Origin of the sequence: Stappia sp. ES.058, assembly GCF_900105595.1 — a bacterium.
Taxonomy (GTDB): domain Bacteria; phylum Pseudomonadota; class Alphaproteobacteria; order Rhizobiales; family Stappiaceae; genus Stappia.
The window spans coordinates 3393837-3413586 of sequence record NZ_LT629784.1 but is presented as its reverse complement, the minus strand read 5'-3'; the positions used below and the strand labels follow the sequence as shown (position 1 = coordinate 3413586).

The following is a 19750-nucleotide window of genomic DNA, read 5'->3' as shown; positions in this document are numbered from 1 at the left end:
AGATGGAGTTTCTGATCGAAACGATCCTGTCGGGCATCATGGCCGGCGTGATGTATTCTCTGGTTGCCCTTGGCTTCGTGCTGATCTTCAAGGCATCCGGTGTCTTCAACTTCGCCCAGGGCGTGATGTGCCTTTTCGCCGCGCTCACCTTTGCCGGCATCATGGAAAAGACCGGCCTTCCCTGGCCGATCGCCTTTGTGCTGACCATGGGTGTGATGGTCCTCGTCGCCTGGGCGGTTGAGCGTTTCGTGCTGCGCCATCTGGTCAATCAGGAGCCGATCATCCTGTTGATGGCGACCATCGGCCTTGCCTATGTGCTGGAAGGTGTCGGCGACATCCTGTGGGGGTCCAACGTCAAGGTCCTGAACATCGGCCTGCCGTCGGGCGCTTCGGACTACATGCTCGACACCTTCAACATCTACATCGACAAGCTCGAGGTCTTCGCGGCGCTGATCGCCGCGACGCTGGTCGCCTTCCTCGCCATCTTCTTCCAGAAGACGCGCATTGGCCGGGCGCTGCGGGCGGTCGCCGACGATCATCAGGCGGCCCTGTCCGTCGGCATCTCGCTGCAAACCATCTGGGTGGTCGTCTGGTCGGTCGCCGGCTTCGTCGCGCTTGTCGCGGGAACGCTGTGGGGCGCGAAATCGGGCGTGCAGTTCTCGCTGTCGCTGATCGCGCTCAAGGCGCTTCCGGTGCTGATCCTCGGCGGGTTCACCTCCATCCCCGGCGCCATCGTCGGCGGGCTGATCATCGGTGTCGGCGAAAAGCTCGCGGAGATCTATGTCGGCCCGATGGTTGGCGGCGCGATCGAGAACTGGTTCGCCTACATGCTGGCGCTCGCCTTCCTGCTGGTCCGCCCGCAAGGGCTGTTCGGCGAACGCATCATCGAGCGCGTCTGACGCATCGCTTTTACTCAGGACGGGTGATACCTCAATGCTTTATCGTGAAGCCGGCCAATACAAGACGTCCTACCAGCGCGATCAGGCGATCTTTCCGATCGCCCAGGACCGCTGGGTGGTGTGGGCGTTCGTGGCGTTTGCGTTCCTGGTTGTGCCGTTCTTTGTAGACGACTACTGGACCAACGCCGTTCTGCTGCCGCTCCTGATCTACGGCCTGGCGGCGCTGGGGCTGAACATTCTGGTGGGCTACTGCGGGCAAATCTCGCTCGGCACCGGCGGGTTCATGGCGGTGGGCGCCTATGCGTCCTACAAGCTGATGACGTCCTTCCCCGAGATGAACATGATCTTCGTTGTGATGCTGTCGGGCGGGATCACGGCGGCGGTCGGCTCGGTCTTCGGCCTGCCGAGCCTGCGCATCAAGGGGCTTTATCTCGCGGTCGCCACGCTTGCCGCCCAGTTCTTTCTGGTTTGGGTCTTCAACAAGTTCGGCTGGTTCTACAATTACTCGATGACGGGGCAGATCACCGCGCCCGACCGCGAGATGTTCGGTTTCCTGCTGACCGGCCCCTCGGCGCTTCCGTGGGTGAAATATCTCTTCTGCCTGTCGTTGCTCGCCGTTTTCGCGCTTATCGCCAAGAACCTGGTGCGCGGGCGTCTGGGCCGCAACTGGATGGCGATCCGCGACATGGACATTGCCGCCGAACTGATCGGCGTTCGTCCGCTGCTGACCAAACTGTCGGCCTTCGCCGTGTCGTCGTTCTACATCGGCATGGCCGGGTCGCTGCTCTTCACCGTCTATCTCGGCGCGGTCGAGGTTGGCGAGGTGTTCGGCATCAACGTCTCGTTCCTGGTGCTGTTCATGGTGATCATTGGCGGGCTGGGCTCCATCGTCGGCTCCTTCATGGGGGCGGCCTTCCTGATCCTGTTGCCGATTTTCCTGAAAAACTTCATGGTCGACGGACTTGGCATGATGCCGACGATGGCCAAGCACGTCGAAATCCTCTTGATGGGCCTCCTCATCATCTTCTTCCTGATTGTCGAGCCGCACGGCCTTGCCCGGCTCTGGCAGATCACGAAGGAAAAGCTGAGATTGTGGCCCTTCCCCTACTGAGGCAACGCAGCACAACAGACAAACACGCGCCCTCAGCCGACTGCCCGATATCCTGTTCCAAGGGAGGAAACAAAATGAAACTGAAGCATCTTACAGCCGGGCTTGCCGCGCTTGCGGTCGCCGGGCCGGTGGCGGTGTCCACCGCACAGGCCTATGAACTGACGATTCCGTCGCTGGTCTATCGCACCGGACCCTATGCGCCGGGCGGCATTCCCTTCGCCAATGGTTACGCCGATTACTTCAAGCTCCTGGAGCAGCGCGACGGCGGCATCAACGGCGCCACGATCAACTTCGTGGAGTGCGAGACGGCCTACAACACGCAGCAGGGCGTGGAGTGCTACGAGAACACCAAGGGGCAGGGCGACAGCGGCGCGCTGGTCTATCAGCCGCTCTCGACCGGCATCACCTATCAGCTGATCCCGAAGGCCTCGGTCGACGAGATCCCGCTGTTCACGATGGGCTACGGCCGCACATCGGCCGCCAACGGCAAGGTGTTTCCGTGGATCTTCAACTTCCCGGGAACCTACTGGGACGCAGCCTCCGGCATGGTCAACTATGCGGCTGCGATCGAGGGCGGCGAGGATCAGCTCAAGGGCAAGACGATCGCGCTTGTCTATCACAACTCCGCCTATGGCAAAGAGCCGATCCGTACGCTTGAAAACCTCGCGGAGAAGCATGGGTTCACGTTGGAGCTCCTGCCGGTCGACCATCCGGGCCAGGAGCAGAAGGCCACGTGGCTGCAGATCCGCCGCATGCAGCCCGACTGGGTCCTGATGTGGGGCTGGGGCGTCATGAACCAGGTGGCGGTCAAGGAAGCCTCCTCGATCCGCTATCCGATGGATCGCTTCATCGGCAACTGGTGGGCCGGCTCCGAGCATGACGTCACGCCGGCGGGCGAGGGCGCCAACGGCTATCTCTCCGCAACCTTCCACGCTCCGGGCGCCGATTTCCCGCTGCATCAGGAAATTCTGGAGAAGGTGTATGACGCCGACATGGGGGCGGGCGACCGCGACCGGGTCGGCGAGGTTCTCTACAACCGTGGTCTCGTTGCAGCCGTTTGGACGGCCGAGGCGATCCGCAAGGCGATGGAGATCAAGGGGTCCAACGAGATCGTCGGCAAGGACGTGCGTGAAGGCCTCGAGGCGCTGAACGTCACCGAGGAGCGGCTTGGCGAGCTTGGCCTGCCGAACTTCACCTATCCGGTGGAGATCTCCTGCGCGGTTCACTCCGATCCGGGCACGGTGCTGATCCAGCAGTGGGATGCGGCCGCAGGGACGTGGCACGTCGTCGCCTCCGGGATCGAGCCTGACCGGTCGGTGATCAATGCGCTGATCGAAGAGGATTCCGCAGCTTATGCGGCGGAAAACAACATCACTCCGCGGGACTGCAACTGACCGCCAAACGGTCACGATCCCGATAATGTGGAGCTGAAAATGAACGAGACGTCCGCCAATCCAATCCTGTCGGTGAACAACATCGAGGTGATCTACGATCACGTGATCCTGGTGTTGAAGGGCGTCTCGCTCACCGTGCCCGAGGGGGGAATCGTTGCTCTCCTCGGCGCCAACGGCGCGGGCAAGACCACCACGCTGAAGGCCGTGTCCAACCTGCTCGGCGCCGAGCGCGGCGATGTCACCAAGGGTGCGATCGTTTTCGAGGGCGAGGAGGTTCAGGCGCTGTCGCCGAACGATCTCGTCAAGCGCGGCTGCATTCAGGTGATGGAGGGCCGACACTGTTTCGGCCATTTGACCATCGAGGAAAACCTGCTGACCGGGGCCTACACGCGCCGCGACGGGTCGACCGCGATCAAGCAGGACCTGGAGAAGGTCTACACCTACTTTCCAAGGCTGCGGGAGCGCCGCAGCAGCCAGGCGGGGTACACCTCCGGCGGCGAACAACAGATGTGTGCGATCGGACGGGCATTGATGAGCCGTCCGAACATGATCCTTCTCGACGAGCCGTCGATGGGCCTTGCGCCGCAGCTGGTCGAGGAAATCTTCGAAATCGTCAAGGAACTCAACCGCAAGGAAGGCGTGTCCTTCCTTCTGGCGGAGCAGAATACAAATGTCGCCCTGCGCTATGCGACCTATGGATACATTCTGGAAGCTGGTCGGATCGTGCTGGATGGCGACGCAAAGGCATTGCGGGAAAACGAGGACGTCAAGGAATTCTACCTTGGGGTTGGCGGTGAGGGGCGCAGGTCGTTTCGAAACGTCAAGCATTACAAGCGGCGCAAGCGCTGGCTGGCCTGACAGGCCCGCCGGAACGTATCCGATACCGAACCCTGATGACTGTCCTCCGCCGCCGAAGCCTTTCAGCGGATAGGGGTTATTTTGCCCGAGGCGCCTCGCGACAGCCGGCTGCCTGAACGGATAAGGCCTGACGGCATGGGCCAGAACGCATGGGGAAAACGATGAGCAACCATCATTTCGACCGTTTGGAGGGGCAGGACCCGGACCAGCGCGAGGCAGGGCTTTTCGCGCGGCTGCCGGGACAGATCTCGCACGCGATGACCAATGCGCCGGCGTGGGCGGACTATCTTGCCGGCGTCGCGCCGGATGCGATCCGTGACCGTGCGGCGCTTGCCGACCTTCCCGTTCTGCGCAAGGCCGATCTGATGGCGGCGCAGGAAAAAACGCCCCCGTTCGGCGGGTTCGCTGCCGGAGACGCCTCGAGCTTCGGCCGGATCTTCATGTCTCCCGGGCCGATATGGGAGCCGCAGGGCGAGGGGGACGATCCCTGGAGCGCGGCGCGGGCCTTTTACGCTGCAGGATTCCGGGCCGGGGACATCGTGCACAATGCGCTCGCCTACCAGATGACGCCGGGCGGTTTCATTCTCGATCATGGCGCGCGCGCGCTGGGCTGTGCCGTCTATCCCGCCGGTGTGGGCAACACCGAGGCGCAGGTGGATGCGATCACGGCGTTGCGCCCGACCGGATACGCCGGCACGCCGGATTATCTAAAGGTTATTCTCGACAAGGCGGCCGAGCTCGACCGCGATGTCTCGTCCCTGACCAAGGCGCTGGTGTCGGGCGGAGCGCTGTTTCCCAGCCTGCGGGCTGAATACAAGAGCCGCGGCGTTGACGTGCTGCAGGCCTATGCGACCGCCGATCTCGGCGTGATCGCCTATGAGGCGATCGCGGATGACGGATTGATCGTCAATGAGGACATGATCGTCGAGATCGTGCGTCCGGGCACCGGAACGCCCGTGGCCGACGGCGAGGTCGGCGAGCTCGTCGTTACCACCTTCAAGCAGAGCTATCCGCTGATTCGCTTCGGAACGGGCGATCTCTCGGCCACCCTTCCGGGGCGCTCGTCATGCGGGCGCACCAACATGCGCCTCAAGGGGTGGATGGGACGTGCCGATCAACGCACCAAGGTCAAGGGCATGTTCGTCGATCCCAAACAGATCGCGGAGGTGGTTGCGCGCCATCCGCAAGTGGCGCGGGCGCGTCTCGTGGTGGAGCGCAGCGGCGATCAGGACGCGATGCGACTGCTGTTCGAGGCGGAGGGCGCGGGACCCGGTCTCGCTGATGCCCTGGCCGACAGCTTGCGCGAGATCACAAAACTCGGCGGTCATGCCGAGCAGGCCGACCTTGGCAGTTTGCCCAATGACGGGAAGGTGATTTCGGACGAGCGAAACTACAAATCCTGACAATATTGTTTGCTCTTTGTTAGGATTGTTCGGGTGTGGGGCATAGAGTGTTCGCGTTTTTGTTGCACACTCATGTCGGTTCGGCCTATTCAGGCGCCGGGTCAGGCACAGCAAACGAGGGCAAGCGCGGCAATGCAGGATGCGGATTCGGGGACACGCGGCGCTGCCATTCTGCTTGTCGAGGACGATCCCGACGACATTCGAATCATTCAAAAATCGCTGGAAACCTCGCCCGTTCCGGTGCGGATCACCACCGCTGAAAACGGCGCCGATGCGCTCGTCGCTCTCGACGGGCTCGCGGCCTCGGGCAGTCCTCCGCCGGATCTGATCCTTCTCGATTTGAACCTTCCGGTGATGGGCGGAACGGAGTTTCTGGCGCGGCTGAGGGCACATGCGCAGTTCAGCGCGATTCCGGTATGTGTCTTCACGACGGCCGATGACCCGGTGACGATCCGCTCCGCCTATGCGGCCGGCGCGAATGCTGTGGTGACAAAGGCGGACAGTCTCACGGGCATGAGCGAGGTCTTGCACACGATCGTGGAATTCTGGTTCAAGGTCGCGGAGCGCTATCCGCCGGACTGACCTGCTCCGGCCCGTTCCCTTCGTGCCCCGTTTCCCTAAAGATAGAAGATCTCGCTGTCCTCGACTGCCGGCGCATTCCCGGCCGCGACCGGCAGCGTCCCGTCGCGATCCGCTTCGGGGGGCATGTCGGGCAGTGGCTTGGCGTCGATTTCGCCGAGGACTGCCAGAACATGGGAGCGCAGGACATTCAGCGAGAACGGCTTGAGCATGACGGAGCTTGCATCGAGGTTTGCCGCGCGCTCAAGGAGCGCCAGGTCGACATGGGCGCTGGTGATGATCACCGGCGTGACGGCGGTCTTCGGATTGTCCGCCTGTCTCAGCCGGGCGAGCATGCGCGCGCTTTCGGTTCCGGGGGATCGCCAGTCGAGGAGGATGGCGTCGACCGGGTTCGTCTTCAGCATGTGTTCGGCCGTGGCGCCGTCCCGCGCTTCGATCACGCTGTGAATGCCGATTTCCTTCAGCATTCCGCGGATCAGGCGGCGGGTAAAGGAGTTGCGCTCGACGAGCATGACGGCGTTTCGTTTGCCGGGTTTGGCGTTCGACGTGAAGGGCATGCCTGTTCGGTTCCGGGATATCGCTGAAACTTCGCACGTTGCGTATCTCGGGACTTTTGACTATCCCGGCTAAAGGCTGCGTTAATTCCGGGCCGGTGGCGTGCAGGAATATCCGCTCGCATTGTGCGGCAGCATGTCGCGCATGGAGCAAAACCTTTGTGAACTTGCGCGCGTACACGGGCTAGGATGTGGACGATTGCCGCCCGGCGCCTTATGTGCGCGGTGGTAAAAAACAGGATGCGACCGGGAGCCCCATGGACAGCATGACCGCAATCGACCAGGAAACCGACCAAGAAGACCGCGCGCGCGACATGCGGCAGATCCGGCTGCCCTCGGATCACCCGAAGGTGAAGGCCGGCAAGATCGGCGTCCTTCTGGTCAACCTCGGGACGCCGGACGGAACGGACTTCCGCTCGATGCGGCGCTATCTTCGCGAGTTTCTTTCGGACAAGCGGGTTATCGAGTGGCCGCGCGCGCTTTGGTATCCGATCCTCTACGGCATTGTTCTCAACACCCGGCCGACGAAATCCGGCAAGGCCTACGACGAGATCTGGAATCGCGAACTGGACGAATCTCCGCTTCGCACGATCACCCGTTCGCAGGCCGACAAGCTCACGGCCGGCCTGTCGGATCCGGATGGACGCATCGTCGTCGACTGGGCGATGCGCTACGGCAACCCCTCGATCGCATCGCGGCTGGAACATTTGCGCGAACAGGGATGCGAGCGCCTGCTGGTGTTTCCGCTCTACCCGCAGTATTCGGCCTCGACCACGGCGACCGTGAACGACGTGGTCTTCAACGAGCTTACCAAGATCCGCTGGCAACCCGCGCTCAGGACGGTGCCACCCTATCACGACGACCCCGCCTATATCGATGCGCTGGCCGTCTCCATCGAACACAGCATGGCCTCGCTCGATTTCGAGCCGGAACTGGTGCTGGCCTCGTTCCACGGCATTCCCCAGTCCTATTTCAAGAAGGGCGATCCCTATCACTGCCACTGCCACAAGACGACGCGGCTGGTGCGCGAACGTCTCGGCTGGCCCGAAGACAAGCTCAGGATCACGTTCCAGTCGCGGTTCGGCCCCGAGGAATGGCTTCAGCCGTATACGGACAAGACGGTGGAGAGCCTCGCCAAATCAGGCGTGAAGAAGCTCGCGATCATCAATCCGGGATTTGTGGCGGACTGCCTGGAAACGCTTGAGGAAATCGCCGGCGAGGCCGGGGAGATCTTCGAGGAGCATGGCGGCGAGCACTTCGCCCATATCCCCTGTCTGAACGACAGCGCGGAAGGCGTGTCGGTCCTGAAGACCATCGTCGAGCGCGAACTGTCCGGCTGGGTCTGACCGGTCATGCCGTCAAACGACGGTGGACGACAGTTCCCGGCGTCTTCCCGAACTTGCACATTGGCGCGGAGTGGGTACATCTGAGCGGGTAACCGCGCGGCAGCCCTGCCGCCGGTCGGCCGTGCGGTCTCTTCCGTGTCGGCTGCTCCTGCCGGGAAGGACAGTTTCATGATCGATGGTATCGCCGGCTTCGACATTCTCGTCGTGGTCTTGTTCGTGCTTGCCGTCTTGGTGGTCATTGCCGGCGTCAAGACGGTGCCGCAGGGCTTCAATTTCACGGTGGAGCGGTTCGGGCGGTATCGTAAGACACTGACGCCGGGCCTAAATTTCATTGTGCCCTTCGTCGATCGCATCGGTCACAAGATCAACATGATGGAGCAGGTGCTCGACGTTCCCTCGCAGGAGGTGATCACGCGCGACAATGCGACCGTGACCTCCGACGGGGTGACATTCTACCAGGTACTGGACGCGGCACGTGCCGCCTATGAGGTGTCGGGCCTGGAAAACGCGATCCTGAACCTGACGATGACCAACACCCGCTCGGTCATGGGGTCGATGGATCTCGATGAACTCCTGTCCAATCGCGACGAGATCAACAGCCGGCTGCTGAGGGTCGTCGATGCTGCGGCCGCGCCCTGGGGCATCAAGATGACCCGCATCGAGATCAAGGACATCAATCCGCCGCGCGACCTGGTCGAAGCGATGGGCCGGCAGATGAAGGCGGAGCGCGAAAAGCGCGCCTCCATTCTGGAAGCCGAAGGCAAGCGGCAGTCGGAAATCCTGCAGGCGGAAGGGGAAAAGCAGTCGCTGATCCTGGAAGCCGAAGGCCGCCGCGAGGCCGCGTTCCGCGATGCGGAGGCACGCGAACGTTCGGCAGAGGCGGAGGCCCAGGCAACCCGCATGGTCAGCGAGGCGATCGCCGCCGGCGACCTGCAGGCGATCAACTATTTCGTCGCCAACAAGTATGTCGAGGCGCTTGGCAAGTTCGCGAATTCGCCGAACCAGAAGCTCTTGATCCTTCCGACCGAAACGACGTCGATCCTAGGGTCGCTCGCCGGTGTCGCGGAGATCGCAAAGGAGGCTTTCGGCGATGAAAACCGTGCTCGCCCGCGCGGAGGCGCAGGGCGTGTGCCCAGCGCCGGCACGCGGCCCGACGAGAGCGGCACATGAGCATCATCGAGCGGATCATCTTCGAGCTCGGGCCCTGGTCCTGGTGGATCGGCGGGCTGCTGCTGCTTGGCCTGGAAGTCGTGGCGCCGGGAACCTTCTTTCTCTGGTTCGGTCTGTCCGCGCTGATCGTCGGAACGCTGGCGCTATTCGTCGACATCTCCTGGCAGGTCGAGCTCGTCCTGTTCGGCGTCCTGTCGCTCGCCAGTCTTCTGGTCGGCCGGGCCTTCATGCGCAGGAGCGGGGACGCGGAAGGCGATCCGGGCCTCAACCGTCGCGGCAGCCGTCTGGTGGGCCGGGAGTTCGTTCTGGAGCAGCCGATTTCGCAAGGAGACGGCCGGGTCCGGATCGACGATACGATCTGGCGCGTGACCGGGGCCGACATGCCTGCGGGCACGCGGATCCGCGTGGAAGGCCTCGACGGGCCGCTTCTTGTCGTGGTTGCCGTGTCACCGAAGGACCCGTCCTGAACGGGCCGGGTCGTCCTTTAGGGATTGTGTCCGAGCGGGATCGGCGGTTCTTCGCTCATCAAAAGAATGCCGATGCGCCTGTTGGCCGCCAGATAGGGATCGTTGGGAAACAGCGGTTCGGTATCGGCCTTTCCCACGACGCTGTAGAAGCGATCTGACGGAATGCCGTATTCCGACAGGACCTGGCGGGCGGCATTGGCCCGGTCGGCGGACAGCTCCCAGGCCGTGTAGCCTGGATTGATGGCGGCGCCGCCGGACGTGGTGTGACCGGTGATCTCGATCCGGTTGGGCATGCGCGCGATCACAGGCGCCATCGCCGACAGAAGTCGGCGGGTGATTTCATACGGATATTTCGAGCCTTCCGGAAACATCGAGCGTCCGTCCTGGTCCACCAGCGTGATGTTCAGCCCTTCCTCGGTTTCCTCGAGGATGATGTTGGAGGAGATCTCCGTGATGTCGGGCATCTCCTGCCAGGCCTGGCGCAGGGATGCGGCCGCGGTGGCAAACTGGCGCGGGCGCTCTATCTCCGCTTCGCGCACGTCGTGGGTGTTGGCTTCCGGCCCCTGCTTGCGGCGCTTTTCGTGGCGTTCCTGGGAAAAGTCGGAATCCAGCTCGTCCGCAACTTGCGTGATGTCCTTCATGTAGTCGCGGATCGGAATGCCCTCGACCTCGATGATCCCGGTGCGGCGGGAGGTTTCCTTGATGCCGAAGGCCTCGCGCATGGAGCCGGCGACGACCTGAAGCTTTTGCTTGTCCTGGATCGAAAAGGAAATGATGAGCACGAAGAAGCAAACGAGCAGGGACATCAGGTCGGCGAAGGTCACCAGCCATTCCGGAGCGCCGCCGCCGCCTGCCTGTTTCTTCCGGGCCATCGTTTTTTCTCCAGTTTCGCGTCTGCCGCGTCAGCGTCTGCGCTGCGGCCCTAGGGTGTGGACCCATAAATGGGATTTGCCATGGTTTGAGGCGCAATCCGGTCAAATCCTAAGGACATGGAAATGGCTTCGCTTTGCATCGTCAGCGCGCTTGACCGGGCACCCGGCCCGCTCTGCACGCCCTTCTTCGCAATTCATCGCCATTTTCCATGCCATGTCAGCCTCATTTATGGGTCCACACCCTAGGCCGCCTCGACCAGGTCGGCGCGCTGCTTTTCGGGCAGATAGGCGATCAGCATGTCGCGAATCAGGGCCGGGCTCTTGTTCTCTCGGATCTGCATGACGCCATCGATCACCAGTGTCTGGTTGACCTCTTCCACGTCGAACTTGGAATCCAGCTTGTCGACGATCGGCAGGCAGATGACGTTGGAGATCAGCGCGCCATAAAGGGTGGTGAGAAGCGCGATCGCCATCGACGGTCCGATCGTGGAGGGGTCATCCATCGTCGCCAGCATCTGCACCAGGCCAACCAGCGTGCCGATCATGCCGAAGGCCGGGGCCGAATCGCCCAGTGCCTTGAACACCTTCTTTCCTGCCTGGAGCCGGTCCAGATAGAGATCGCGTTCGCGCTCCATGCTGTCCTTGATGAAATCCGATTCGTAGCCGTCGGCGATATATTGCACGCCCTTTGCAAGTGCCGGATCGCTGACCTCGACATTCTCCAGGCCGAGCGGGCCGGACTTGCGCACGGTGTCGGCAAGCTTTGTGATTTCCTCGATCAGGTCGCGCGGGTTGACCTTCTTGTGTGTGAAGGCAGCCTTGCTGCCGACGACGAAGGCGCTGCTGATGCCTGAGAGCGGAAAACGCACCAGCGTCGCCGCAAAGCCGCCGCCTATCACGATCAGCATCGACGGCACGTCGACGAACTGGGTGATGTTGCCGCCAATCAGGATGGCGACGACCACGACGGCGAAGGCGGCGATAATGCCGATGATTGAACTTAGATCCATGATCCTACCACGCTCCGGAACCGATCCGACCGACTGGAAGCAGTGGTGATCATAGGGGCGGTAGGGCTAATCAATCCCTAAGCGCACAGAAAGCAAACGATGAGAATGCCGAAAAAAAGATCAAGGTAAACAGAGTTTTAAGATACTCAACCAAGAGCGGCAGCGTCAGGCAACGCCATGCCGCAAGAGATCATGCAGGTGAATGATGCCGACCGGCATGTCGTTTTCGACGACGAACACGACGGTGATGGACGTCCGGTTGATGAACTCCATCGCGGATGCGACCAGAAGGTCGGTGCCGATCGTCTTGGGATCGCGGGTCATGACGTCGGCGGTGGTTTTCTCGAGAAAATCGCTGCTCAGGTGGCGACGCAGATCGCCGTCGGTGATGATGCCGATCAGCCTGCCGTCCGCATCGACAATCCCGAGAATGCCGAAGCCCTTTTGCGTGATCAGAACAATCGCATCGCGCATGGAGGTGTGTGCATCGGCAAGCGGAAGCTTGTCGCCGGAATGCATGATGTCGCGTGCATGCAGCAGCGTTGCGCCGAGACGTCCCCCCGGATGGTAGATCTTGAAGTCCTGGGCGGTGAAGCCGCGCGCTTCGAGCAGGGCGATGGCAAGGGCGTCGCCCGTCGCCATTTGCAACAGTGTGGAGGTCGTCGGCGCCAGCCCGTGCGGGCAGGCTTCCTCCACCTTGGGCAGAGACAGCACGATGTCGGCGGCGGAGCCGAGCGCGCTGTCGATCCGTGAGGTCATCGCAACCAGGGGAACCTTGAAGCGGCGCGTGTAGGCGATCGTGGCAGCCAGCTCCTGGGTCTCGCCCGACCAGGAGATCGCCAGCACCACATCATGGTCCGTGATCATGCCGAGATCTCCGTGGCTTGCCTCGGTGGCATGCACGAAGGACGCCGGGGTGCCGGTCGAGGCGAAGGTTGCCGCGATCTTGGCGCCCACATGACCGCTCTTGCCGACGCCCGTGACAATGACGCGGCCGCTTGCGCTGACGATGCTCTCAACCGCGCGTGCGAAAGGGTCTGCCAATCCGTTGGCCAGGGCTTTTCGCAAAATGCCAAGACCGGCCAGTTCCGTGTCGATCGTGCGCAAGGACGAAGAAAGGGCCGAGCCCGGGTCGTGTGAGCGCGAAGGTGACTGAAGCGTGGCTGCCGTCATTGTCTCATGTCCAGTGATCTTTTGTTGTCGGTCTTACCGGTCGCAAGGCCGTCCGGCAAGCGCTGGCAATCGGACCGTGTCGAAGCGGATTGGCAACGCTTGGTTAACCTTAACAGATCATGATCATGGCCAAAGTGGGCCGTTGCTGCCCGACGTTCCCGAATGGTCCCGTTTATGAACCGGTTTGTCGCGCACATTCTCTTTGCAGCCGTCCTCGCCGCTTCCGTCCACACGGTGCGGGCGCAGGACGCGTCTATGCGCGGAAGTCTGGGCGGAGCCGCGCCGCAGGGCAGTGTCTTTGCCCAGGACGACCTGGGTGCCGACGCGACCGGGGACGATGATGGCGACACGGAAGACGACGGCAACGCGGAAGACGCTGCCGCTTCCGATCCGGCGCGCGACACCGATGCCGGCGAGGAAACCGAGCCGCTCTCCGAGGCGGGCCGTGTTCGCCCCGTCCAGCCGTTCGCCGAGCGGCTGCGCGCCGTGGCGAGGCGAGCGGCGACGGGAGGCGGAGGCACGCTGGTCAACGACATCTATGACGGTGACACGCAGCGCGACGCGCCACAGGGGATCCGGGTCGGGTCCTTTCTGCTGTATCCCGAGCTCTTTACCGGGCTCGGCTGGACCGACAACCGCTCCGGCGACACGTCCGGCTCCTCCGGTCTGCTGTATCGCATCGCGCCGACGCTGCGGGCACAGTCGGACTGGTCGCGGCACAGTCTGGGTGTGAATTTTCGCGGCAGTTTCACCGGATATCCCGACAGCACGGTCGACGCGGATCCGAGCGCCACGCTCGACGCGCTGTTGCGTCTCGATGTCAGCGACCGCACCGAGGTGGAGGTTTCCGCGCGGTACGGATTGTCGCTCGAAGACAGCGGCAGCGCCGAGGCCACCGGCGGCGGGCGCGACATTCACGAACTGGGCGGCGGGCTTGCCCTGCGCCGTTCGGTCGGGCTTGTCGGCGCGGAGCTGCGCGGCGAGGTGGATTCCACCGTTTACACCGGCGGCAACACGACGGCCGCCAACCGGGAACGCGACAATGCGCTGTTTTCCGCGACGTTGCGGCTCGACGGCAACACCGGCGCGAGCCTTCAGCCGTTTGCCGAAGCCAGTCTTCTCACGCGTCGTTATTTCGAGCGTTGCACGGACCCTTCCCTGTGTGCCGACCGCGATTCCAAGGGATATGCCCTGCGCGCCGGCATCGCCTTCGACGCCGGCGGCAAGATCAGCGGCGATATCAGCGCCGGCTGGCGCAGCGAAACGCTCGATGACGCCCGTCTGGAGCGGCTCGAGGGTTTGACCGTGGACGGATCGCTGATCTGGTCGCCGTCGCGGCTCACAACGGTCACGGCAACGCTTGCGACCGATCTTGCGCCTTCGACGCTCTCGGGAACTCCCGGGTCGCTGCTCTACTCGGGTGATTTGCGGATTGCCCACGGGTTCACAGATGCCCTGTCGGGTGAAATCGGCGTCGGACTGTCGCGGCGCGACTATGCCGGGATCCGCCTGATCGAGGACGAGGCCAGCGCCACTGCGGCGCTGACCTGGGCGCTGACATCGAGTGTCGCCGTGCAGGGGCGCTACACTTTCCGGCGGTTCAGTTCGACGACGCCGGGCGCGGGCTACAGCGAAAATGCGATCGAGGGCGGATTGCGGTTTCGCCATTGAGCGCCACTTATTCACAATGCGGGCGCCGGGGGGCGCGCGTGACCCTTTGCCACCAGGGACATTTGGCGAAGGTCTGAAACCACACCAGGAGTTTGGATGACTGTCTTGCGCATTTTCCGGAAGGCCGTTGCGGCATCTCGCGGGTTCACCTGCCGCCCGGCCGGTCGGCTGTCGCTGGCGATGCTGACGGCCGCCGTGACGTTTGGCGCCGGTGTGCTGTCGCCGGCCGCCGCGGACACGGACTTCAACCGGTGGGTCAACGGGTTCTGGCCCGTTGCACGAGACGCCGGTGTTCGCCGCGACACCTATCGGCGCGCCTTTCAGGGGGTGACGCCCGATCCCGACACGATCCGGCTGATGAACAAGCAGTCGGAGTTCGTCAAGCCGATCTGGGACTATCTCGACACGGCCGTCTCGGACACCCGTGTCGAGAAGGGGCAGGAAATGCTCGCGTCCTATGCCACGGAGCTTGCCGCAATCGAACGCCGCTACGGTGTTGACCGGGAGGCGGTCGTGGCGATTTGGGGCATGGAAACCAACTACGGCTCCTTCATGGGAGAGCATTATGTGGTGCGCGCGCTGGCAACCCTTGCCTATGCCGCGCCACGCCGCAGGAGCTTCTGGAACAAGGAACTGGTCACTGCCCTGAAAATCCTCGATGCCGGGCACGTCCAGCCCGAGCGCATGGAAGGCTCCTGGGCCGGCGCAATGGGTCACACGCAGTTCATGCCCTCCAGCTGGCGCCAGTATTCATCGGATTACGATGGTGACGGGCGGCGGGATATCTGGACAAACATCCCCGATGCGCTGGCGTCCACCGCCAATTATCTCAAGCGGCACGGATGGCGCACCGGCAATACCTGGGGATACGAGGTCGTTTTGCCGCGCGGCTTCGACTATGGAACCGTTGACGAGGAGAAAGACCTCGCGGACTGGAGCCGGCTTGGCGTGCGTCGAACCAACGGCCGCGACTTTCCGCGGCCTGCCGACGATGCGGTCTTGATCCTGCCGGCGGGCGCATCCGGGCCTGCCTTCCTGATGCTGCGCAATTTCTATGTGATCAAGCGTTACAACAACGCCACCGCCTATGCGCTCGCCGTCGGTCATCTGGCTGACCGCGTGCGTGGCGGCGGCCCGTTCGCGCAGGACTGGGACCGCAGGGCCCTGCCGTTGTCGCGGTCAAAGGCGAAGGATTTGCAGACCCTTTTGAACCGGCGCGGGTTCAATGTCGGCGCCGCGGACGGGCGGATCGGCCCGGCGACGCGGCGCGGCATTCGCGCCTATCAGCGCTCGGTCGGATTGATCCCGGACGGATATGGCTCCGTCGCCTTGCTGGAGCGCATCAGTTCCGGTCGGTGACATGCGGGCTGATCTGATGCGCAGTCGGGCGTCCACCTCCGGCGGCATTTACCCGCCAGTTTGCGCGCGCCCTTGGACTGTGGCAGCGCAATTCGCTAGGGTCGCTCCATGACGTTCCTTCGATCCCACTTCGGCCAACGCCTACGCCATGGACTGTTTCGCGTGGTGCTTCTGCTTTGCGTTGCCGGGCTCGGCGCGACCGGGGTCGCGCCGGTGCATGCCCAAAGCAACGGTCCGATCGTCAAGCCGGGCGACACGCGCGGGACCGGGTTCCACCCCCTGTCGCCGCTTCTGCGCCTGTTCGGGGTCGACAACAACCGGCGCACGCGGATGAAGGAACAACGTCCCAAACAGCGGATCCAGCCGAGGCGGGAACCGGTGAAGCCCGTGATCGTCGAGGTGCCGAAGGATGCGGATGCCCGCGTCGTGCTCGTCGTCGGCGGCGATCTGGCGAAAGACCTGGGCGAAGGATTGGAGGCGAGCTATTCGGAGGTCCCCTCGGTGCGGGTCGACACGCTTGTGTTCGCCGATGAAGGACTGACGACGGAAATGGGCAGCGAGATCGCCGACCGCATGCAGGGCGTCGTGCAGGGTCGCCGGGTCGGGGCGATCGTCGTGCTGATCGGCTCAAACGACATGCGCGACTTCGTCCTGCCATCGGGTGCGGAAATGGAGTTCCGGAGCGAGGCATGGGCCGGGGCCTACGGGCGACGTGTCGATGCGCTCTTGTCCGCCGCCCGTCGACAGCGCACGCCGCTTCTCTGGGTGGGCCTGCCGCCCCCGAAGGGGCGCGCGCGACGATCCGACTTCAGCTATGTCACCACCTTGATCAAGGATCGCGTCGAGGCGGCAAATGCCATTTATGTCGATGTCTGGGACGTGTTTCTCGATGAGGAGGGGGGATATACCTCCTATGGCCCCGATGTGGAGGGCCGTCGCCGTCGACTGCGGGACAATGCGGGCGTGGGCTTTACATGGCCTGGCAAGAGCAAACTTGCCTTTTTTGCCGAGAAGGCCATTGCGCGGGTGCTCGGATCGTCGGGGGCATTCGCGTTCGAGGGTGTCGAGGACGACCCGAACTTCGTGGTGTTGACCGGGCGGATCGGGTCGCCGGAAACGGAACTGGCCGGCGCGGAAGACGCGCGCAACGCGCCGGTGGTGGACACGCCGCAGTACCGGCTGATTGTCCAAGGGGCAGTGTTGCCGCCGGCAAACGGGCGGGTCGACGACTACCGTCTTTCCGACCGCTGATCGCAACACGCCGACCGTCAAGCGACGGCGGAGCGCACCCTTGATCGGCCGCGTTGAAATCGGTCGGGGGTTTTCTCTTTTTTCATCAATTCAAGGAAGGATGTCAGCGGATCGAATACAAGGTCGGCGACATGATTTCTTCCCGTTCTTCCCGTTCTTCGCTTTTCTCCCTGACTGTCCTGGGGCGTTTTATGCTCATGGTCGGCACCGCCGCGATGATCATGCTGGGCGGCACGGGTTTCGCTTTCTATACATTCCGCACCTCGCTCACCCGGGCGCTGGGCGACCCGACCAAGGCATCGTCCTTTCTCGGGCCGGATGCAGCCTCCAGTCTTGATCGGCTGATCCTTGGCGAGATGGTCGAGATCGCGCTGGTGTGCATGCCCGTCGGCGTGGCGTTCCTCGCCATGGCCTATGTCCTTGCCATGGGCGTCAGGCGGCCTCTCAAGGCGTTGCAGACCGGTCTGGACGGACTGTCGCACGGGGATTTCAAGATCGAGATCGCCGGTGCGGATCGGGGCGACGAGATCGGGTCAATCGCGCGATCGGTGGCCGGTTTTCGCGAAAAGCTTGCTGAAAAGGCGGTCGAGGATGCGCGCATCGCCCTTGAGCAGCAGGAGGACCTGGCCAGTCAACGCGTCGAGACGCTGCGCCAGGTGGCGAATGAATTCGAAACGTCGGTTGTCGGTGTCGTGCAACGCCTGAGCACGGCGGCGCAGCGGGTCGGCGGACTTTCCAACGATCTCGACGGTGCGGTCGATCAGGCGTCTCAGGCCGTCGGCGCCGCCTCCGATTCCTCGCAGCAGGCCTCCAGCTCTGTGGCCACTGCGGCGGAGGCTGCGGAGGAAATGACACAATCCATCCTCGCGATCGGGCGGGAGATGGAGCAATCCGCCAGAATGGCGCAGGCGGCGGTCGACGAATCGCGGGCAACCGACACGATCGTCGGTCGGCTGGCGGAAAGCGGGCGCGCGATCGGCGAGGTCGTCGACCTGATCAAGCAGATCGCCGATCAGACCAACCTGCTGGCCCTCAATGCGACCATCGAGGCCGCGCGTGCCGGGGAGATGGGACGCGGCTTTGCCGTCGTCGCCAATGAGGTGAAGACGCTTGCCGGACAGACATCGCGCGCCACGGAGGACATTTCCCAGCAGGTGGAGGCGGTGCAGCAGGTTTCCGAGCAGGCGGTGGGCGCGATCCGCTCCATCGCGGGAACGGTGGAGCAGATCCACACGATTTCCAACACCATCCTGAGTTCCGTGCAAAAGCAGATGGCGGCGACCGGCGAAATCACCCAAAGCGTCGATTTTGCCACGCAGAATACCGAAAGCGTGGCGTCCAGCATGTCGGAATTGTCGCAGGCGAGCGAAAGCACGCGCTCGGCAACGGATCAGATCCGTGGCGCCACCGCCGAACTGGCGGACCTTTCCGGCGCGTTGCACCAGCAGGTCGGTGGCTTCCTGAAGAACATCAATGCAAGCCAGGATCGCGACGCGGCCTGATCGCATCGACCTGGTCCAGGTGACGCATGCCCCGGCCGGGCTTGCGCATGCGGGTGCGCGGAGATATTGCGGGCGCGTTCCGGTGACGCCCTCCGTGCCACTGGCATGAAAAGGCTCCGGCACATGCGGTATCTCTGCCTTCTTCTCCTTGTCTTCCTTCCGTTCGGATCCGTCAATGCGATGGATGCGCCGGGAATGGCCGTGATCCCGGTTGCGGATCCTCAGGGCGCGCGCGATCTGTCGCTGACGCTTTGGTATCCGGCGCATCGCGGTTCGCCGCGGGCCGTTACCGGGAACGCCGTTTTCCTCGGACCGCATGCGGTGCCAGGCGCCGAGCCGGACCCGGGGCCGTTTCCATTGGTTTTGCTGTCGCATGGCGGAATCCGGTCGAGCCCGGATTCCGGTGCCTGGCTCGGTGCGATGCTTGCCGTTGCGGGTCATGTCGTGGTGGAGGTGAACGCGCCTTGGCCGAAGAGCGCGCGGGCGGGGGCTGATGAGATCTGGCGGCGACCCGAAGACATGAAGCGCGCAATGGAAGCTGTGCTTGGCGATCCGCGCTGGGCGGGGCGAATAGACCGGGCCCGGATTTCGGCGGTCGGTTTCGCACTCGGCGGGACCGCGGCGCTCGCCCTTTCCGGCCACCGGTTTGATCCGGATGCCGTCATGCGATCATGTTCGGATACGTCTGGCCCCGAATGTGCCTGGTATGCCGCCGGAGGTGTTGCGCTTGAAACGCTCGCCCGCGCGCCGCTCGCCCGCTCGTACCAGTTTCCCGGGCTTTTTGCCGCGGTGGCGATCGCGCCGGAATATTCTGACGTGTTGTCACGGTACGGTGCGACGAGAGCGGCTCCGTCCCTTGTGATCGCGCTTGGCGAGACAGACGAGGGGAGAGACGCCTCTGCAAGGCTGGCCGGCAACGGCGGGAATGTCCGTCTCGTCACCCTTGCAAAAGCCGACCCCTTCGATGCCTTCCCGCTCTGCACCCCTGCGGGGCCGGAGATTCTGTTGCAGGAGGGTGGCGATCCGGCGCTGTGCGGGAGATCCGCGCAAGTGCGCCGCACGGTCCATGCAGCCCTTGTCGAGCGCATCCTGTCGTTTCTCGCCAATCCCGGAAAGTGATGAGCCGCGCGT

At 63.4% G+C, this 19750-nt stretch carries 18 protein-coding genes; 14 read left to right on the top strand and 4 right to left on the bottom strand.

Features of this window, described 5'->3' with window-relative positions:
• Positions 1-2 precede the first annotated feature (2 nt).
• From BLU32_RS15840 to BLU32_RS15815, 6 genes are all read left to right on the top strand, one after another.
• Complete coding sequence (locus BLU32_RS15840) at positions 3-899, top strand: branched-chain amino acid ABC transporter permease (protein WP_093808523.1); 897 nt, start codon at positions 3-5, stop codon at positions 897-899.
• 34 nt (positions 900-933) lie between these two features.
• Complete coding sequence (locus BLU32_RS15835) at positions 934-2010, top strand: branched-chain amino acid ABC transporter permease (RefSeq protein ID WP_093808521.1); 1077 nt, start codon at positions 934-936, stop codon at positions 2008-2010.
• A gap of 74 nt (positions 2011-2084) precedes the next feature.
• Positions 2085-3404 (top strand): ABC transporter substrate-binding protein, encoded by a 1320-nt coding sequence (locus tag BLU32_RS15830; RefSeq protein ID WP_093808519.1) that lies wholly within the window; start codon positions 2085-2087, stop codon positions 3402-3404.
• A gap of 39 nt (positions 3405-3443) precedes the next feature.
• Positions 3444-4262, top strand: a complete 819-nt coding sequence (locus BLU32_RS15825; protein WP_093811147.1) for an ABC transporter ATP-binding protein — start codon at positions 3444-3446, stop codon at positions 4260-4262.
• A gap of 161 nt (positions 4263-4423) precedes the next feature.
• On the top strand, positions 4424-5665 hold the full coding sequence (locus BLU32_RS15820; protein ID WP_093808517.1) for a phenylacetate--CoA ligase family protein: 1242 nt from the start codon (positions 4424-4426) through the stop codon (positions 5663-5665).
• 132 nt (positions 5666-5797) lie between these two features.
• A complete protein-coding gene (locus BLU32_RS15815) occupies positions 5798-6247 on the top strand; it encodes a response regulator (RefSeq protein WP_157727713.1) in 450 nt (149 codons plus the stop codon).
• Between the two features lie 35 nt (positions 6248-6282).
• Here the strand turns inward: BLU32_RS15815 and BLU32_RS15810 are convergent, their stop codons facing one another.
• On the bottom strand, positions 6283-6801 hold the full coding sequence (locus BLU32_RS15810) for a response regulator (protein ID WP_093808513.1): 519 nt from the start codon (positions 6799-6801) through the stop codon (positions 6283-6285).
• 311 nt (positions 6802-7112) lie between these two features.
• On the opposite strand from BLU32_RS15810, the gene hemH reads away from it, so the two are divergent.
• The 3 genes from hemH (at position 7113) to BLU32_RS15795 (ending at position 9781) form a co-directional block, all read left to right on the top strand.
• The gene (gene hemH, locus BLU32_RS15805; protein ID WP_208977074.1) at positions 7113-8144 is read left to right on the top strand and encodes a ferrochelatase; all 1032 of its coding nucleotides are present in this window, start codon (positions 7113-7115) and stop codon (positions 8142-8144) included.
• 168 nt (positions 8145-8312) lie between these two features.
• Complete coding sequence (locus BLU32_RS15800; RefSeq protein WP_093808511.1) at positions 8313-9314, top strand: SPFH domain-containing protein; 1002 nt, start codon at positions 8313-8315, stop codon at positions 9312-9314.
• 2 nt (positions 9315-9316) lie between these two features.
• Positions 9317-9781, top strand: coding sequence for an NfeD family protein (locus BLU32_RS15795; protein ID WP_172838634.1), 465 nt, complete (start codon positions 9317-9319; stop codon positions 9779-9781).
• A 17-nt stretch (positions 9782-9798) separates the two neighbouring features.
• On the opposite strand, the gene BLU32_RS15790 is transcribed toward BLU32_RS15795, so the two are convergent.
• From BLU32_RS15790 to BLU32_RS15780, 3 genes are all read right to left on the bottom strand, one after another.
• Complete coding sequence (locus BLU32_RS15790) at positions 9799-10653, bottom strand: flagellar motor protein MotB (protein ID WP_093808507.1); 855 nt, start codon at positions 10651-10653, stop codon at positions 9799-9801.
• A 242-nt stretch (positions 10654-10895) separates the two neighbouring features.
• Complete coding sequence (locus tag BLU32_RS15785) at positions 10896-11663, bottom strand: motility protein A (RefSeq protein WP_093808505.1); 768 nt, start codon at positions 11661-11663, stop codon at positions 10896-10898.
• Positions 11664-11828: 165 nt separating this feature from the next.
• A complete protein-coding gene (locus BLU32_RS15780) occupies positions 11829-12836 on the bottom strand; it encodes an SIS domain-containing protein (RefSeq protein ID WP_093808503.1) in 1008 nt (335 codons plus the stop codon).
• A 255-nt stretch (positions 12837-13091) separates the two neighbouring features.
• On the opposite strand from BLU32_RS15780, the gene BLU32_RS15775 reads away from it, so the two are divergent.
• The 5 genes from BLU32_RS15775 to BLU32_RS15755 all read left to right on the top strand — a co-directional run bounded on the left by BLU32_RS15775 (position 13092) and on the right by BLU32_RS15755 (position 19738).
• Positions 13092-14507: an outer membrane beta-barrel protein gene (locus tag BLU32_RS15775; RefSeq protein WP_157727712.1), complete on the top strand. Its 1416-nt coding sequence runs from the start codon at positions 13092-13094 to the stop codon at positions 14505-14507.
• A gap of 96 nt (positions 14508-14603) precedes the next feature.
• Positions 14604-15866 (top strand): lytic murein transglycosylase, encoded by a 1263-nt coding sequence (locus BLU32_RS15770; protein ID WP_093808499.1) that lies wholly within the window; start codon positions 14604-14606, stop codon positions 15864-15866.
• A 108-nt stretch (positions 15867-15974) separates the two neighbouring features.
• Positions 15975-17117 carry a DUF459 domain-containing protein gene (locus BLU32_RS15765; protein ID WP_093808497.1) on the top strand — a complete coding sequence of 381 codons (1143 nt, stop codon included), beginning with the start codon at positions 15975-15977 and terminating at the stop codon, positions 17115-17117.
• A 191-nt stretch (positions 17118-17308) separates the two neighbouring features.
• On the top strand, positions 17309-18619 hold the full coding sequence (locus BLU32_RS15760) for a methyl-accepting chemotaxis protein (RefSeq protein WP_208976901.1): 1311 nt from the start codon (positions 17309-17311) through the stop codon (positions 18617-18619).
• A 123-nt stretch (positions 18620-18742) separates the two neighbouring features.
• Positions 18743-19738, top strand: coding sequence for a hypothetical protein (locus BLU32_RS15755; RefSeq protein WP_093808495.1), 996 nt, complete (start codon positions 18743-18745; stop codon positions 19736-19738).
• Positions 19739-19750 lie beyond the last annotated feature (12 nt).

Excerpts from the sequence above, each read along its gene's own strand:
- BLU32_RS15840 (WP_093808523.1), top strand. The coding sequence starts at position 3 with ATGGAGTTTCTGATCGAAACGATCCTGTCGGGCATCATGGCCGGCGTG.
- BLU32_RS15835 (WP_093808521.1), top strand. The coding sequence starts at position 934 with ATGCTTTATCGTGAAGCCGGCCAATACAAGACGTCCTACCAGCGCGAT.
- BLU32_RS15830 (WP_093808519.1), top strand. The coding sequence starts at position 2,085 with ATGAAACTGAAGCATCTTACAGCCGGGCTTGCCGCGCTTGCGGTCGCC.
- BLU32_RS15825 (WP_093811147.1), top strand. The coding sequence starts at position 3,444 with ATGAACGAGACGTCCGCCAATCCAATCCTGTCGGTGAACAACATCGAG.
- BLU32_RS15820 (WP_093808517.1), top strand. The coding sequence starts at position 4,424 with ATGAGCAACCATCATTTCGACCGTTTGGAGGGGCAGGACCCGGACCAG.
- BLU32_RS15815 (WP_157727713.1), top strand. The coding sequence starts at position 5,798 with ATGCAGGATGCGGATTCGGGGACACGCGGCGCTGCCATTCTGCTTGTC.
- BLU32_RS15810 (WP_093808513.1), bottom strand. The coding sequence starts at position 6,801 with ATGCCCTTCACGTCGAACGCCAAACCCGGCAAACGAAACGCCGTCATG.
- hemH (WP_208977074.1), top strand. The coding sequence starts at position 7,113 with ATGCGGCAGATCCGGCTGCCCTCGGATCACCCGAAGGTGAAGGCCGGC.
- BLU32_RS15800 (WP_093808511.1), top strand. The coding sequence starts at position 8,313 with ATGATCGATGGTATCGCCGGCTTCGACATTCTCGTCGTGGTCTTGTTC.
- BLU32_RS15790 (WP_093808507.1), bottom strand. The coding sequence starts at position 10,653 with ATGGCCCGGAAGAAACAGGCAGGCGGCGGCGGCGCTCCGGAATGGCTG.
- BLU32_RS15785 (WP_093808505.1), bottom strand. The coding sequence starts at position 11,663 with ATGGATCTAAGTTCAATCATCGGCATTATCGCCGCCTTCGCCGTCGTG.
- BLU32_RS15780 (WP_093808503.1), bottom strand. The coding sequence starts at position 12,836 with ATGACGGCAGCCACGCTTCAGTCACCTTCGCGCTCACACGACCCGGGC.
- BLU32_RS15775 (WP_157727712.1), top strand. The coding sequence starts at position 13,092 with ATGCGCGGAAGTCTGGGCGGAGCCGCGCCGCAGGGCAGTGTCTTTGCC.
- BLU32_RS15770 (WP_093808499.1), top strand. The coding sequence starts at position 14,604 with ATGACTGTCTTGCGCATTTTCCGGAAGGCCGTTGCGGCATCTCGCGGG.
- BLU32_RS15765 (WP_093808497.1), top strand. The coding sequence starts at position 15,975 with ATGACGTTCCTTCGATCCCACTTCGGCCAACGCCTACGCCATGGACTG.
- BLU32_RS15760 (WP_208976901.1), top strand. The coding sequence starts at position 17,309 with ATGCTCATGGTCGGCACCGCCGCGATGATCATGCTGGGCGGCACGGGT.
- BLU32_RS15755 (WP_093808495.1), top strand. The coding sequence starts at position 18,743 with ATGCGGTATCTCTGCCTTCTTCTCCTTGTCTTCCTTCCGTTCGGATCC.